Below are 13,402 nucleotides of genomic sequence, written 5' to 3' on the forward strand. Positions count from 1 at the left end.
CGCGCCAACTTCGCTGCGCCAACCATCCCGGTCGACCCCGCAACCCTTGCTGCGTCTGCTTTGCAGCGCTGCGTTGTATTGCGAGGGGGCGAATATTAAGTGACCGCAGCGGGGTTGGCAAGGGGTTTTTGAAAACTTCTTCGTGCCACCATCAGCGCCCCCTTAGAATCGGCAGATGCCTGACATGCCTACCTACCTGCCGTCGCACCTGCCATCGGAAGGGGCGCGCCTGCTCGACGCCCAAGCTCTCGCCGCGGCGCTGTCGCGCCCTATTGTCTTTGTCGACCTGGAGACCACCGGCGCGGACGCCCAGCGCGACCGCATTACCGAGATCGGCGTGGTCGAAGTCGGCCCGGACGGCATCATTGAATGGGACACCCTGCTCGACCCCGGCATGTCGATCCCGCCGTTCATCCAGCGCATGACTGGCATTACCGAAGAGATGGTGCGCGGCCAGCCGAGCTTCGAGTCACTGGCGGAATCGCTTGCAGAACGCCTGCAAGGCCGCTTGTTCGTGGCGCACAACGCGCGCTTCGACTATGGCTTCCTGAAGAACGCCTTCCGGCGTGCCGGCGTGACCTTCCGGGCCGACGTGCTGTGCACGGTAAGACTGTCGCGCTCGCTGTTCCCGTCCGTGGAACGCCACGGCCTGGATGCGCTGATCGCGCGCTTCGGCCTGACGCCCAAGGGCCGCCACCGCGCGCTGGCCGATGCCGAGCTGCTGTGGCAGTTCTGGCAGAAGATCCATGCCACGTATTCCGTCGACCTGGTGGAATCAGCCGTGCGCACGCTGGTGCGGCGGGCCAGCCTGCCGGCCGGCCTGGACGAAACCGCGCTGGAAGACGTGCCGGCGGCGCCCGGTGTCTATATCTTCTACGGCGACCAGGACGTGCCACTCTATGTCGGCAAGAGCGTGCACCTGCGCCAACGGATCGGCGCCCACTTCTCCGGCGACTACCGGTACGGCAAGGACATGCGGCTGGCCCGGCTGGTACGCCGTGTGGAATGGCGCGAGACCGGCGGCGAGACCGGCGCGCTGCTGCTGGAAGCCCGGCTGGTCAAGGCGATGCAGCCGGTGCACAACCAGCTGCTGCGCTGCAATGCCCGGCTCTATGCCTGGGAACTGCCGCAGCAGTTGCCGGTGCCACGCCTGCGCTCGGATCGAGATACGGATTTCTGCCGGCATCGAGACCTGTTCGGCGTGTTCGGCAGCCGCGGCGCGGCCGAGGCTCGCTTGCGCGCACTGGCGCAGGAACACGGCCTGTGCCTGGCAACGCTGTCGCTGGAGAAAACCACCCGCCGTGGCAGCCCCTGCTTTGCGCGCCAGGTCCATCGCTGCGCCGGTGCCTGCGTCGGCGCCGAGCCGTCGGGCGCGCACCGCGCCCGGCTGGCCGCCGCGCTGGCGCCGATCGCGCTGATACCCTGGCCCTTCGATGGCCCGGCCGCCTGGCGCGAGCAGCACGACGGACGCACCTGGTGGCATGTCGCCGACGACTGGTGCTACCTGGGCTGCGCAGCCACACTGGAAGAAGCGCAGGCGCTGGCGGCAGCACCAGCGCATTTCGACCTCGATACATACCAGATCCTCGCGCCGCGGCTGGCGCAATGGATGCCGCAGGCGGTGCCGCTGTCCGTGCACAGGCCGTTCACGCTGACCGCCCCCGAGGCCCCCGCCGAGGCGCCACGCCCGGCACGCATCCCGGGCGGGCAGACCGCCCGCAAGGCGCCGCCGGCTGCCGCACAGCACCCCTTGGGCCTGTTCTCCGACTGAAGCCGGCCACGCTCTGTGCGTCATCGCGCAGAGCACGCTTGCAGCGAGGCACGCGGCTCCGCTAGCCTGCACAGGCCGGCCCTTGCAGCCGGCTGCGCCGATGCGGAGCCTACATGCCAGCCAACCCAATCCTTCCGGCCGAAACGGCCCGCGGCGCCGTCAGCGTGCGTGCAAACCTGGCCGTCTTGTGGGCGGCTGCCATCACCGGTGCCTGCGCCGGCCTGGAGGCCAGCGCCATGCAGGACGTCTTCGATTCCTGGAAAAACGTCCCCGTCGATGAGGCGAAGCGCCAGTGGGGTCCGCCGCAAGCGGTGCAGGCCCTGCCCTCCGGCACGGCCTATGTCTGGAACGATTCGGTTGCGCCCGCGCGCGCCCCGGGCAGCGGCCCGCGCGATGCCGGCATGGAGCGCACGCCGGTGCCGGGCCAATGCCAGCGCAAGCTGGTGACCGGCCAGGACGGCATCGTCATCGGCGGCGAATGGCGCGGCGATGCCTGCTGCATCACCGCGCTCGTCGGCCACTGCGCCAGCCTGAAATATCGGGGCCGCAGCTGAGCCACGGCACCCGCGGGTACCAGCCCGGCTCAGTCGATACTTGCGCCCGACGCCTTCACTGCCTGCCCCCAGCGCTTCTGCTCGGCCGTGATCGTGGCGGCAAATGCCTCCGGCGACTGCCACGCGGGCTCGGCACCCTGCTGCTCGAGCTTCGCCTTGGTGTCGGGGTCGGCCAGCACCGTGCGCAAGGCACCGGACAGGCGTGAGACCACGTCCCTGGGCGTGCCCGCCGGCGCCAGCATGCCGTAGAAGCCAACCACCTCGAAGCCCTTCAGCCCGGCTTCCTGCATCGTCGGCACATCCGGCAGCGCGGGAGAGCGCTGCGGCGAGGTCACCGCCAGCGCACGCACCTTGCCCGCCTTGATGTACTGCGTGAACAGCGGGATCGAGTCGGCCATCATCTGCGCCTGGCCGCCCATCACGTCGGTCAGCGCCGGCGAGCTGCCCTTGTACGGGATATGGACGATGAACGTGCCCGAAGCCTGCTTGAACATTTCCGGCATCAGGTGCGAGATGCCGCCATTGCCGCCCGAGGCAAAGTTCAGCTTGCCCGGGTTGGCCTTGGCATAGCTGATGAACGCCTTCAGGTCGCGCGCCGGCACGTTGTTGTTGACCACCATCACCAGCGGGATCAGCGCCGTGCGTGCCACCGGCGCGAAGTCCTTCGGCATGCTGTAGGGCAGCTTGGGATAGAGCGAGTTGTTGATGGCCATCTGCCCGGTGTTGGCCAGCAGCAGCGTGTAGCCGTCGGGCGCGGACTTGGCGACGTTGTCCGAGCCGATATTGCCGGCGGCGCCGGCCTTGTAGTCGATCACGATGGTCTGGCCCAGGATCGGCTGCAGCTTTTCGGCCAGCAGGCGCGCGTGCGTGTCGACCGGGCCGCCGGGCGGGAATGCCACCACCAGCCGGATCGGCTTTTCCGGCCAGGCCGCCTGCGCGGCCCCCGCCGCCAGCGCCAGCGGCGCGGCGGCCAGGGCCTGCAGTGCGTGTTTCAGGATGTCCCGGCGGGCTTGCGGCTTGTTCTTCGTCTTGTCCACGGTTGATTTCTCCTTGATACAGGGCTGCCCGCCAGCGCCCTGGTTCCGGGTGCTACGGACAATCGCCAGCCGCCATTGTGACTCTTTTGTGACTTTTTGATGTCATTTTTATGACAATCTCCCGGACTACCGGACTCAACGCACCGGCCACGCGCCCGTGTCCGCCAGCACCGGCGAGTATTCGCGAAAACCGAAACGCAGCGGCAATACCGCCGCACGCCGCACCACGCGCTCGACATGCAGCCGCACCAGCCGTTCGGCGCCGGCGTATGACGCCAGTTCATCGCCCTCCCAGATCACCTCGGCGCGCCCGCCCACATGCAGCAGCGAGCCATCGACGAAATCCGGCACCACGATCCCGGCTCGCGGATTGGCCAGCAGGTTGCCGACCGTATTGAAGAAGTTGTTGCCGTTGAAGTCCGGGAACGTCAGCGTGCCGGCCTCGTCGACGCGGATAAAGCCAGGCTTGCCGCCGCGGTGCGAGACATCGGCGCCGCCGGTGTGCTCGCCCTCGTCCTGCGGCGATGCGGTGTGGCTGGTGGCGATGAACAGGGTATCGGCGCCGCGCAGCCAGGCCACCGCCTGCTCGTCCAGCGCGTCGCCGTGCCAGGCGGGCGGCGCGGGCGCCGGCTCGGCCAGGCTCACGTCGCGCAACTGGATATAGCGCGGGCAGTTGCCAAAGCTCTGCTCGACCTCGACCGTCATCCCGCCCTCGTCGCGCGCCACGATGACCCCGTTCATGCGGTTGCGCCGGCGCGTAGGCAGCTCGATCCCGAGCAGGCCGATGCGCGCGCCCTGCGCCAGCGCCGGGGCCGCCGGGTCGCCGGGCAGCGGCACGGCGTCGATACGCAGGTGGGTGGCGTCGGGCGTATGCGCAAACCCCGGCGTCCCGGCCAGCATCGTGGCCCAGGGCTGCCCGTCGGCATCGACGGCGCCAACCAGCAGGAACGGCAGCTGCGCAAAGAACGTGCGGTGCTGCTCCGGCATCTCGCCACGGATCACCCGCGGGCCGGACGCGGCCATGCGTTCGCGCTTGCCGGCGCGCTCCTGGGCGGCCAGTTCGCCGGCGTGGAATGGCAGGCCGGCGTGCGGCCATGTGGGCAGATCCATGACTAGCTCCTTTTCCTTGTCGGATCGATTGGCGATACGCGGGTCCGGCAGGCGCTACGCCGCCAGGCCGACCTTCGACACCAGCATCGGCACGAAGCCGGGCAAGGCTTCGATGCGGCGCAGCCAGGCGTTCAGCGCGGGGTACGGCACCAGCGGCACGTTGCCTTCCTCGGCGCGGGCGATATAGCTGTAGGCGGCAACGTCGGCGATGGTGGCATGGTCGGCCGCCAGGAACGGCTGCCCGGCGAGCAGGGTTTCCATCAGCGTGAACAGCCGCTGCGCGCGGGTGACGGCATCGTCCATCGCCACCGGCCTGCCGAACAGCACGCCCAGGCGCGCCGCCGCCGGCCCGAAGGCAATGTCGCCGGCGGCCACCGACAGCCAGCGCTGCACGCGCGCCGCGCCCACCGGGTCGCGCGGCAGCCAGCGGCCGTGGTCATAGCGCGTGGCCAGGTAGACCAGGATGGCGTTGGAATCGCCGACGATCACGCCGTCGTCATCCAGCACCGGCACCTGGCCGAACGGGTTCAGGCGCAGGAAGGCCTCGCTGCGCTGCTCGCCGCCGCGCAGGTCGACGTCCACCAGCCGGCAGGGCAAGCCCAGCAGCCCCAGGAACAGTTCTGCGCGATGGGCGTGGCCGGACACCGGCGAGCGGTACAGCACCAGCGGCTTGGCGGGGCGATTGGTTTCTTGCATGGCACTCTCCTCAACGGTTGGGATAGCCGGATTCTGGGCGCCGAAGCCGTTGCAATAAATAGGGCAATTGATATTTGACTACTCCAAAGAATGGAGTAATGTGTGGCGCCATGGACAAGCTACGCGCGATGCAGACCTTTGTGCGGATCGTCGACGAGGGCAGCCTGACGGCAGCCGCGACGACGCTGCATACCTCGTTGCCGGCGGTGGTGCGCACGCTGGCGGCACTGGAATCCGAGTTGCAGGTCCGGCTGCTCAACCGCACCACGCGGCGGCTGTCGCTGACCGGCGAGGGGCGCAGCTACCTGGACAGCTGCCGGCGCATCCTGGCCACCATCGACGAGGTCGAGGCCGGCCTGACCGCCAGCCATGTCGAACCCAGCGGCCAGCTCACGCTGACCGCCTCGGTGCTGTTCGGCCAGATGTATGTGGCGCCGGCGGTCACGCGTTTCGTGCAGCGCTATCCGCGCGTGCGCTGCCGCATGGAGTTCACCGACCGCGTGGTGAACCTGCTTGAAGAAGACCTGGACGTGGGCGTGCGCATCGGCCCGCTGGCTGATTCCACGCTGGTGGCGCAGACCGTCGGCAGCATCCGCCGCGTGGTGGTGGCCACGCCCGCCTACCTGCGCAAGCACGGCGTGCCACGCCATCCCGAGGAACTGGCCAGCGCCAACTGCGTGCGCTTCACCGGCAACCACGCGCACTGGTGGACCTTCCAGGAAGCCGGCCGGGAGTTCCACGTGCAGGTCAGCGGCAACCTGGAATTCAACCAGACCGCGCCCGCCGTGGCTGCCTGTGCCGAAGGCGCGGGCTTCGGCCACTTCCTGTCCTACCAGGTCGCGCAACTGGTCGAAGCACGCAAACTGCGCATCGTGCTGCAGGATTTCGAGCAGCCGGCATGGCCGCTGTCGCTGATCTATCCCCATGCACGGCTGTTGCCGGCACGCACGCGCGCCTTTATCGAATGGATGCGGGATGACCTGGGCCCGCGCTTCAACTGACAACGTTCCATCGCCAAAAGACCATGCCCCTGTCGAGCGCCCCCACTCCAACCGGCTTCGGCTCCCGCGTGCGGCGCCTGATCCATCGACCGAGCGGCAACGCCTTGCGCGCAGCCGTGCTGGGCGTCAACGACGGGCTGGTGTCCAGCTTCTGCCTGGTGATGGGCCTGGAGGGCGCGGCGGCCTCGCGCGAGGCCGTCATCCTGGCCGGGCTGGCGGGCCTGGCGGCGGGCGCTTGCTCGATGGCGCTGGGCGAATGGCTGTCGGTGACCAACAGCCGCGAGATGAACAACAAGCGCCTGCGCGACATGGCGCACGAGCTCGCGCATGATGCCACCCGGGCCCGGCAGCGGCTGGTCACGGTGATCGAGGGCAAGGGCGTGCTGCCGGCCGATGCCGAGCGCGCCGCCGACGAGATCATGCGCAACCCGCGCGCGGCCCTGGACACCTTTGCGCGCGAAGTGCTGGGCATCAACCCGCAGGAGCGCGGCGGCAACCCGGTGCAGGCAGCGGTGATTTCCTTCGTGCTGTACAGCAGCGGTGCGCTGGTGCCGTTGCTGCCATTCCTCGTGACCGCAGGGCCATCGGCGCAACTCGGCAGCATCGTCGCGTGCCTGGCCGGCCTTGGCCTGGTGGGCTGGGGCACCTCGTCGTTCAATGGCCGCCCGGGATGGTTCTCGGCGCTGCGGCAGGTGCTGATCGGGGGCATGGCGGCAGCCTTCACCTACGGACTGGGCACCGTGTTCGGCTCGCTCTGACCCGCGCCGAGGCAAGCGGCGCATGCGCGCCGCAACGCCACCTCCGGCGCAGCCCACCCACCCGTCACGCCGGGCTGCCACCCGACAAAATCCTTGACGCGTCGTGGCACGCACCGGTATTTTCAAAATCGAATCCGAATTCGAATACGGAGTGCCCATGTCAGCGACCCAATCCGGCTTCACCGCCAACGCCTCCTTTCCCCGTATCGATACGCCCTCGATCCTGCAGCCGCCGCGCCAGCGCCGTGCGCGCGAGACCGAACAAGCCTTGCTGGGCGCGGGCCGGGAACTGCTTGCCTCGCGTGACTTTGCCGCGGTTTCCGTGGCGCAGATCGCCGCGGCGTGCCAGGTGTCGGTGGGTGCCTTCTATGGGCGCTTCCGCGACAAGATGGCCTATTTCGAGGCCTTGCGCGCGCTGGTGATGGAAGAAACCGCAGCGTCGACCGAGCGCTACCTGGCGCAGGAGCGCTGGGAGGACGTGCCGACACCGGTACTGCTGGAAAAGGCCGCGCGCTTCATGGTGCTCGGCACCCTGGCCAACCGCGGCGTGATCCGCGCGTCGCTGCGGCATGCGTCCACGCGGCCCGAGGAATGGGTGCCCCACCGCCAGAGCGGCGAAGCCATCGTGGAGCGCATGGTGCAGTTGCTGGTGCCGCGGCTGGCGATGCCTGCCGAGACCGCCGAGCTGCGCGTGCGCTTTGCCATGCAGGCGGTGTTCAGTGTGCTGGTCAATGCCGTGCTCAATGATTCCGGCCCGCTGCACCTCGACGACGAACAGATGATCCCGGAACTCAACCGCCTGATGGCCGGCTATCTCGGCATCACCTGCGCAGAGCCGGCCTGAGCACACGACCGGCCCGCGCCAGCCGCGGTAATGCAGCCAGGCCATGGCTGCCATGAATTGCGCAGCGCTTGCTTGGCTGGCGCGCCGGACCTCCCTAGAATGTGCCCACGCCGGGTTCCGTGCCCGGCGCCCCCGGCCTGCCGCGAAACGGCGCGCCGGGCGCAGCCCTATCCGCCTCAACGTTCACCGGGACCGCTCATGGCCACGCTTTTCCTCGTCCGGCACGGACAAGCCTCGTTTGGCGCCGCCAACTACGACTGCCTGTCGCCGACCGGCCGCCAGCAGGCGCGCTGGCTGGGCGAGTATTTCCAGGAGCGCGGCGTCAGCTTCAGCCGCGTGGTAGCCGGCACGCTGGTGCGCCAGCAGGACACCGCCAGCGAGATCCTGGCCGGCATGGGTCAGCCGCAGGCGGCGATCGTCTCGCACCCGGGCCTGAACGAATACGACGGCGAGGCGCTGTACCGTTGCCACACCGGCGGCGCCGACCACCGCGCACACCAGAACGGCGACTACAACGATTACTGGCGCACCTTCCGCGCCGCCTACGCGGCATGGACCCAGGACGGGCTGGCCGAGATGCCCGAGAGCTGGGCCGATTTCGGCGCCCGCATTAACGGCGCCCTCGCGCACGCAAGCGAAGGCACGACGCGCGAGGATGCCATCCTGGTGGTGAGCTCCGGTGGCGCCATCGGCCGCGCCACGGCCGACCTGCTTGGCGCACCGGCCCAGGCCGCCATCGAGATGAACCTGCAGTTCCGCAACACGGCGTTCTGCGAGATCATCGTCGGCCGCGGCGTGCAGCGGCTGCTGAGCTTCAACAACGTGCCGCACCTGGAACGCGCCGACCGGCGCAGCGCAGTGACGTTCGCCTGACGCGCGACACACCGTAAACAAAAAAAGCCGCGAATATCGCGGCCTTTTTTCCGGCTGCCGGCGCGGGCACGCTGACATGCCCGCGCCGCCGGTCCTTCTCCCTTTACCACTCCTTGCTGCTGCAATTCATGCGCTGCGTGCCTGTGCGGCGCGCAGCGAGTCTCACAGCTTTACAGGCGCTCGACAATGGTCACGTTGGCCAGCCCGCCGCCTTCGCACATCGTCTGCAGGCCGTAGCGCTTGCCGTGCGTATGCAGCGCATGCACCAGCGTGGTCATCAGCTTGGCGCCCGAGCCGCCCAGCGGATGGCCCAGCGCGATCGCGCCGCCATGCACGTTCAGGCGCGCCGGATCGGCGCCGGTGGCCTTCAGCCAGGCCAGCGGCACCGGGGCGAAGGCTTCGTTGACTTCGAACAGGTCGATATCGCCGATGCGCAGGCCCGCCTTCTTCAGCGCGACCTCCGTGGCCGGCAGCGGCGCTTCCAGCATCACCACCGGATCATGCCCGATCACCGTCATGGTGTGCACGCGCGCCAGCGGCTTGACGCCGAGCTTCTTCAGTCCGGCCTCGTTGACCACCATCAGGCCGGCGGCGCCATCGCAGATCTGGCTGGCTGAGGCAGCCGTCACGCGGCCGCCTTCGGCGATCAGCTTGACGCTGCCGATGCTTTCCAGCGTGGCGTCATAGCGGATGCCTTCGTCAGTGGTGTGCATTTCACCATTGGCACCGTCGGCCGTGCGCACTTCCACCGGCAGGATTTCGGCAGTGAAGCGGCCCGCCTTGGTGGCGGCGATGGCGCGCTGGTGGCTCTGCAGGGCGTAGGCATCCAGCTGCTCGCGCGACAGGTCATACTTGCGCGCGATCATCTCGGCGCCGGTGAACTGGCTGAACTGCACGCCGGGGTAGCGCGCCTCGACACCGGGGCTCTTGGGCACGCCGAAACCGTTCTTGGCCGGCAGCTGCGACGACAGGCCCATCGGCACGCGCGTCATGCTTTCCACGCCGGCAGCGATGACGATGTCCATCGCGCCCGACATCACTGCCTGCGCGGCAAAGTGCAGTGCCTGCTGCGACGAACCGCACTGGCGGTCCACCGAGGTGCCGGGCACGCTTTCAGGCAGGCGCGAGGCCAGGATGGCATTGCGCGCCACGTTGCCGGCCTGCTCGCCGACCTGGCTCACGCAGCCCATGATGACGTCTTCGACCAGCGCCGGGTCGGCACCGGTGCGTTCCACCAGCGCGTCCAGCACCTGTGCGGCCAGGTCGGCCGGATGCCAGCCCGACAGCTTGCCGCCCTTGCGGCCGCCGGCGGTACGGACCGCCGCAACGATATATGCCTCTGCCATGTGATCTCCTTGGTTCGGTGCAGGCTGCCGGGGCAGCCATGGTGTTGTCCGGAGTGCCGGCATCTGGCGCCGGCAGTGTCGCTTTGCATTGTTGCGCTGCGGGCAGTGGCAAGCGTCGTCGGAAGCGACGAAGTTTGCCGCAGGCCTCAGGTGCGCGGCGCCAGCACCGCAAAGATCGCGGTCGCGCGCAGCAGGCAGCGCTCGCCGCTGACCAGCCGGCAGGTGCCGTAGCGCAGGCGCGAGCCGAGCTTGTCGAACTCCACGCGGGCCTCGACCCAGTCGCCCAGGCGCGCGGAATCCAGGTAGTCCAGGCTCAGGTTGACGGTCACCGCGCTTTTGGAGCGCCCGGTTTCCAGCGACATCATCATGCCGATGGCGGTATCGGCCAGCGTCGCCAGCATGCCGCCGTGCGGGATGCCCAGGTTGTTCAGGTGGCTCTCGTCAATGCGCACCGCCAGCGTGCGGCGCCCGGCATGCAGGTAGAGCTGGCCAAAGCCCGCCATGTAGCCGCTCATGCGGCGCACCGGGACGAAGCCCTCCGGCACGTCCCCGCCGGCAGCTTCGCCCGGCGCGGCGATGGCCCGGGTCATCGCCGCCTCGATTTCAGCCTCGGCCATGGCGTCAGGCAAAGAAGCGCGAGGCCACGCTGAGGTGCTCGCGGCAATCGGCCACCATGCGCGTGATCAGCTCCTCGCAGCTGGGCACGTCGTCGATCAGGCCCACGCACTGGCCGGCGCTGATGATGCCGCCGTCGGTCTCGCCCGCCTTGAGCGCCGCCTTGCCGCGCACGCCGGCGACCAGGTGCTTGACGTCCTCGAACTGCGCGCCGCCCGGGCGGCGCTCAATGCTCACCACCTCGTCCGACACGGCGTTCTTGAGCACGCGCGCGGTGTTGTGCAGCGTGCGGAAGATCAGGTTGGTGTCGCGCTCGCTGGCCTGCACCAGCGCCTGCTTGACGTTGTCGTGGATCGGCGCCTCGCGCGTGGCGCAGAAGCGCGTACCCATGTTGACGCCCTCGGCGCCCAGCACCAGCGCCGCCGCCATGCCGCGCCCGTCGGCGATGCCGCCGGAGGCGATCACCGGGATCGACAGCTTGCGCACCGCCTGCGGGATCAGCACCATGCCGGGCACGTCGTCCTCGCCGGGGTGGCCGGCGCACTCGAAGCCGTCGATCGACACCGCGTCCACGCCCAGGCGCTCGGCCGACAGCGCATGGCGCACCGCCACGCACTTGTGGATCACCTTGATGCCGGCGGCCTTGGCGCGCGCGATATGTTCCTTGGGGTTGTTGCCGGCGGTTTCCAGCACCTTGACGCCGCTCTCGATGATGACGTCGAGGTAGCGCGCGTACGGCGGCGGGTTGATCGACGGCAGCAGGGTCAGGTTCACGCCGAACGGCTTGTCGGTCATCTCGCGGCAGCGGCGGATCTCTTCGGCCAGGTCCTCGGGCGTGGCTTGCGTCAGCGCCGTGAGGATGCCCAGCCCGCCGGCGTTGGAAACGGCCGAGGCCATCTCGGCGTAGCCAACCCATTGCATGCCACCCTGGATGATCGGGTAGCGGATGCCAAGCAGTTCGGTAATTCGTGTCTTCATGGTTGTCCCTTTGCTGTCTGCGCCGGCAGGCGCGCGGTAGTGCCGGCCCTGCCGCTTGATCGGGATCAGTCTACGGCCAGGTGCCAATTCCGAGCCTCGTCGGAAGCGACGATTGCGGGCGGCGCATTCTGCACTAGTGTTGACCGAGCCCCGTGCCGGCGCCCCGCCCCGGCACCCTTCCCCCCTTGTTTGCAGCAATCCCGGCAGGAGCCCCCCATGACGCAAGCCACGCCTTCGTTCCAAACCCTGCGCTACGCCGTTGCAGACGGTGTCGCCACCATCACCCTGCACCGCCCGGACCAGCTCAATGCGTTCACCGCGCAGATGATGCATGAGCTGATCGCCGCGTTCGACGCCACCGATGCCGACGACAACGTGCGCGCCGTGATCGTCACGGGCTCGGGCCGGGCCTTCTGCGCCGGCGCCGACCTGTCCGGCGGCAGTTCCACCTTCGACTTCGAGAAGCGCTATGGCGCCAGCCCCGACAGCGCGCACCGCGACGGCGGCGGGCGCGTCTCGCTGCGCATCTTCCGCAGCCTCAAGCCGGTGATCGCCGCGGTCAACGGCGCCGCGGTCGGCGTGGGCGTGACCATGCAGCTGCCGATGGATATCCGGCTGGCATCGACCGACGCCAAGTTCGGCTTTGTCTTTGCGCGCCGGGGCATCACGCCCGAAGCGGCGTCGTCGTGGTTCCTGTCGCGCGTGGTCGGCATCTCGACCGCGCTGGAATGGTGCTATACCGGCCGCGTGTTCTCGGCCCAGGAAGCGCATGAGCGCGGCCTGGTGCGCTCGCTGCACGCGCCCGAAGACCTGCTGCCTGCCGCCCAGGCCATTGCCCGCGAGATCGCCGCCAATGCCGCGCCGGTTTCGGTAGCGATCTCGCGCCAGCTGATCTGGCGCATGGCCGGCGCCAGCCACCCGATGGAAGCGCACAAGCTCGACAGCCGCGCGATCCAGTCGCGCGGGCGCTCCGCCGACGTGAAGGAAGGCGTCAGCGCCTTTCTGGAGAAGCGTCCCGCCGCCTTCCCGGAAACCGTGTCGCACGACATGCCGGACTTCTTCGACTGGACCAGCGAGCCGCCCTTCATCTGAAGCGCGCCCGTCGATCAACTTTTCCGGAATACGCATGAAAGTCAGCCAAGCCGTCGCCAGCCGCAAGTCCGTCCGCGGCTTCCTGCCCCGGGCTGTTGCGCCCGACACCATCCGCCGCGTGCTCGACGCCGCCGCGCGCGCGCCCTCCGGGGGCAACCTGCAGCCCTGGCATATCCATGTCGTCGGCGGCGAAGCCCTGGAGGGGCTGCGCGCCATCATGCGCGAGCGCATCGCCCAGGCGCCCGCGGGTGAAGAGCGCGAGTACGACATCTACCCGCGCGAGCTGGTCTCGCCCTACCGCGACCGCCGCTTCCAGGTGGGCGAGGCGCTCTACCACTACCTCGGCATCCCGCGCGAGGACAAGGCGCGGCGGCTGGCGCAGTTTGCCAACAACTTCACCTTCTTCGGCGCGCCGCTGGCACTGTTCTGCACCGTGGACCGCCGCATGGGCCCGCCGCAATGGTCTGACCTGGGCATGTACCTGCAGACCGTGATGCTGCTGCTGCGTGAAGAAGGCCTGGACAGCTGCGCGCAGGAATGCTGGGCGATGTACCCGCAGACCATTGGCAAGTTCCTGTCGCTGCCTGCCGAACGGATGCTGTTCACCGGCATGGCAATCGGCTACGAGGATCCCGAGGCGCCCGCCAACCAGCTGCATGCCGTGCGCGCGCCGCTGGAGGAATTCACGGAGTTCATGGGCATCTGAGCCGCAACCGCGCGCGCGGGC

Annotated in this window: 14 protein-coding genes; 8 read left to right on the top strand and 6 right to left on the bottom strand. The window is 68.9% G+C overall.

The window, feature by feature from the left end; genetic code table 11:
• Window positions 1-175: 175 nt before the first annotated feature.
• Complete coding sequence (locus AC3WVS_RS27945; protein ID WP_492321225.1) at window positions 176-1,771, top strand: exonuclease domain-containing protein; 1,596 nt, start codon at window positions 176-178, stop codon at window positions 1,769-1,771.
• A gap of 113 nt (window positions 1,772-1,884) precedes the next feature.
• Window positions 1,885-2,325, top strand: coding sequence for a hypothetical protein (locus AC3WVS_RS27950; protein WP_492321226.1), 441 nt, complete (start codon window positions 1,885-1,887; stop codon window positions 2,323-2,325).
• A 29-nt stretch (window positions 2,326-2,354) separates the two neighbouring features.
• On the opposite strand, the gene AC3WVS_RS27955 is transcribed toward AC3WVS_RS27950, so the two are convergent.
• The 3 genes from AC3WVS_RS27955 to AC3WVS_RS27965 all read right to left on the bottom strand — a co-directional run bounded on the left by AC3WVS_RS27955 (window position 2,355) and on the right by AC3WVS_RS27965 (window position 5,168).
• Window positions 2,355-3,362 (bottom strand): Bug family tripartite tricarboxylate transporter substrate binding protein, encoded by a 1,008-nt coding sequence (locus AC3WVS_RS27955; protein ID WP_492321227.1) that lies wholly within the window; start codon window positions 3,360-3,362, stop codon window positions 2,355-2,357.
• 135 nt (window positions 3,363-3,497) lie between these two features.
• Window positions 3,498-4,472, bottom strand: coding sequence for a pyridoxamine 5'-phosphate oxidase family protein (locus AC3WVS_RS27960; RefSeq protein ID WP_492321228.1), 975 nt, complete (start codon window positions 4,470-4,472; stop codon window positions 3,498-3,500).
• A 54-nt stretch (window positions 4,473-4,526) separates the two neighbouring features.
• A complete protein-coding gene (locus AC3WVS_RS27965; RefSeq protein ID WP_492321229.1) occupies window positions 4,527-5,168 on the bottom strand; it encodes a glutathione S-transferase family protein in 642 nt (213 codons plus the stop codon).
• A gap of 98 nt (window positions 5,169-5,266) precedes the next feature.
• On the opposite strand from AC3WVS_RS27965, the gene AC3WVS_RS27970 reads away from it, so the two are divergent.
• The 4 genes from AC3WVS_RS27970 to AC3WVS_RS27985 all read left to right on the top strand — a co-directional run bounded on the left by AC3WVS_RS27970 (window position 5,267) and on the right by AC3WVS_RS27985 (window position 8,644).
• Window positions 5,267-6,169, top strand: a complete 903-nt coding sequence (locus tag AC3WVS_RS27970; RefSeq protein ID WP_492321230.1) for a LysR family transcriptional regulator — start codon at window positions 5,267-5,269, stop codon at window positions 6,167-6,169.
• Window positions 6,170-6,192: 23 nt separating this feature from the next.
• Window positions 6,193-6,927 (top strand): VIT1/CCC1 transporter family protein, encoded by a 735-nt coding sequence (locus AC3WVS_RS27975; protein WP_492321231.1) that lies wholly within the window; start codon window positions 6,193-6,195, stop codon window positions 6,925-6,927.
• Between the two features lie 157 nt (window positions 6,928-7,084).
• Window positions 7,085-7,771: a TetR/AcrR family transcriptional regulator gene (locus AC3WVS_RS27980; protein ID WP_013952396.1), complete on the top strand. Its 687-nt coding sequence runs from the start codon at window positions 7,085-7,087 to the stop codon at window positions 7,769-7,771.
• A 198-nt stretch (window positions 7,772-7,969) separates the two neighbouring features.
• Window positions 7,970-8,644: a histidine phosphatase family protein gene (locus AC3WVS_RS27985; protein ID WP_492321232.1), complete on the top strand. Its 675-nt coding sequence runs from the start codon at window positions 7,970-7,972 to the stop codon at window positions 8,642-8,644.
• A gap of 170 nt (window positions 8,645-8,814) precedes the next feature.
• On the opposite strand, the gene AC3WVS_RS27990 is transcribed toward AC3WVS_RS27985, so the two are convergent.
• The 3 genes from AC3WVS_RS27990 to AC3WVS_RS28000 all read right to left on the bottom strand — a co-directional run bounded on the left by AC3WVS_RS27990 (window position 8,815) and on the right by AC3WVS_RS28000 (window position 11,583).
• Entirely contained in the window at window positions 8,815-9,990 is a 1,176-nt protein-coding gene (locus AC3WVS_RS27990; RefSeq protein ID WP_492321233.1) for an acetyl-CoA C-acetyltransferase, read from the bottom strand.
• A 146-nt stretch (window positions 9,991-10,136) separates the two neighbouring features.
• Complete coding sequence (locus AC3WVS_RS27995) at window positions 10,137-10,607, bottom strand: PaaI family thioesterase (protein WP_492321234.1); 471 nt, start codon at window positions 10,605-10,607, stop codon at window positions 10,137-10,139.
• A gap of 4 nt (window positions 10,608-10,611) precedes the next feature.
• Window positions 10,612-11,583, bottom strand: a complete 972-nt coding sequence (locus AC3WVS_RS28000; protein WP_492321235.1) for an NAD(P)H-dependent flavin oxidoreductase — start codon at window positions 11,581-11,583, stop codon at window positions 10,612-10,614.
• A gap of 216 nt (window positions 11,584-11,799) precedes the next feature.
• Between AC3WVS_RS28000 and AC3WVS_RS28005 the strand changes: the two genes are divergently transcribed.
• Together AC3WVS_RS28005 and AC3WVS_RS28010 are read left to right on the top strand one after the other, a co-directional pair.
• Window positions 11,800-12,675, top strand: a complete 876-nt coding sequence (locus AC3WVS_RS28005; protein WP_492321236.1) for a crotonase/enoyl-CoA hydratase family protein — start codon at window positions 11,800-11,802, stop codon at window positions 12,673-12,675.
• Window positions 12,676-12,709: 34 nt separating this feature from the next.
• Window positions 12,710-13,381, top strand: a complete 672-nt coding sequence (locus AC3WVS_RS28010) for a nitroreductase (protein ID WP_492321237.1) — start codon at window positions 12,710-12,712, stop codon at window positions 13,379-13,381.
• Window positions 13,382-13,402 lie beyond the last annotated feature (21 nt).

It is taken from the genome of Cupriavidus sp. CPT47-8839-RL05A (assembly GCF_058792255.1).

Bases quoted from the DNA above. Each gene is read 5' to 3' on its own strand.
- AC3WVS_RS27945 (WP_492321225.1), top strand. From the start codon at position 176: ATGCCTGACATGCCTACCTACCTGCCGTCGCACCTGCCATCGGAAGGG.
- AC3WVS_RS27950 (WP_492321226.1), top strand. From the start codon at position 1,885: ATGCCAGCCAACCCAATCCTTCCGGCCGAAACGGCCCGCGGCGCCGTC.
- AC3WVS_RS27960 (WP_492321228.1), bottom strand. From the start codon at position 4,472: ATGGATCTGCCCACATGGCCGCACGCCGGCCTGCCATTCCACGCCGGC.
- AC3WVS_RS27965 (WP_492321229.1), bottom strand. From the start codon at position 5,168: ATGCAAGAAACCAATCGCCCCGCCAAGCCGCTGGTGCTGTACCGCTCG.
- AC3WVS_RS27970 (WP_492321230.1), top strand. From the start codon at position 5,267: ATGTGTGGCGCCATGGACAAGCTACGCGCGATGCAGACCTTTGTGCGG.
- AC3WVS_RS27975 (WP_492321231.1), top strand. From the start codon at position 6,193: ATGCCCCTGTCGAGCGCCCCCACTCCAACCGGCTTCGGCTCCCGCGTG.
- AC3WVS_RS27980 (WP_013952396.1), top strand. From the start codon at position 7,085: ATGTCAGCGACCCAATCCGGCTTCACCGCCAACGCCTCCTTTCCCCGT.
- AC3WVS_RS27985 (WP_492321232.1), top strand. From the start codon at position 7,970: ATGGCCACGCTTTTCCTCGTCCGGCACGGACAAGCCTCGTTTGGCGCC.
- AC3WVS_RS27990 (WP_492321233.1), bottom strand. From the start codon at position 9,990: ATGGCAGAGGCATATATCGTTGCGGCGGTCCGTACCGCCGGCGGCCGC.
- AC3WVS_RS27995 (WP_492321234.1), bottom strand. From the start codon at position 10,607: ATGGCCGAGGCTGAAATCGAGGCGGCGATGACCCGGGCCATCGCCGCG.
- AC3WVS_RS28000 (WP_492321235.1), bottom strand. From the start codon at position 11,583: ATGAAGACACGAATTACCGAACTGCTTGGCATCCGCTACCCGATCATC.
- AC3WVS_RS28005 (WP_492321236.1), top strand. From the start codon at position 11,800: ATGACGCAAGCCACGCCTTCGTTCCAAACCCTGCGCTACGCCGTTGCA.
- AC3WVS_RS28010 (WP_492321237.1), top strand. From the start codon at position 12,710: ATGAAAGTCAGCCAAGCCGTCGCCAGCCGCAAGTCCGTCCGCGGCTTC.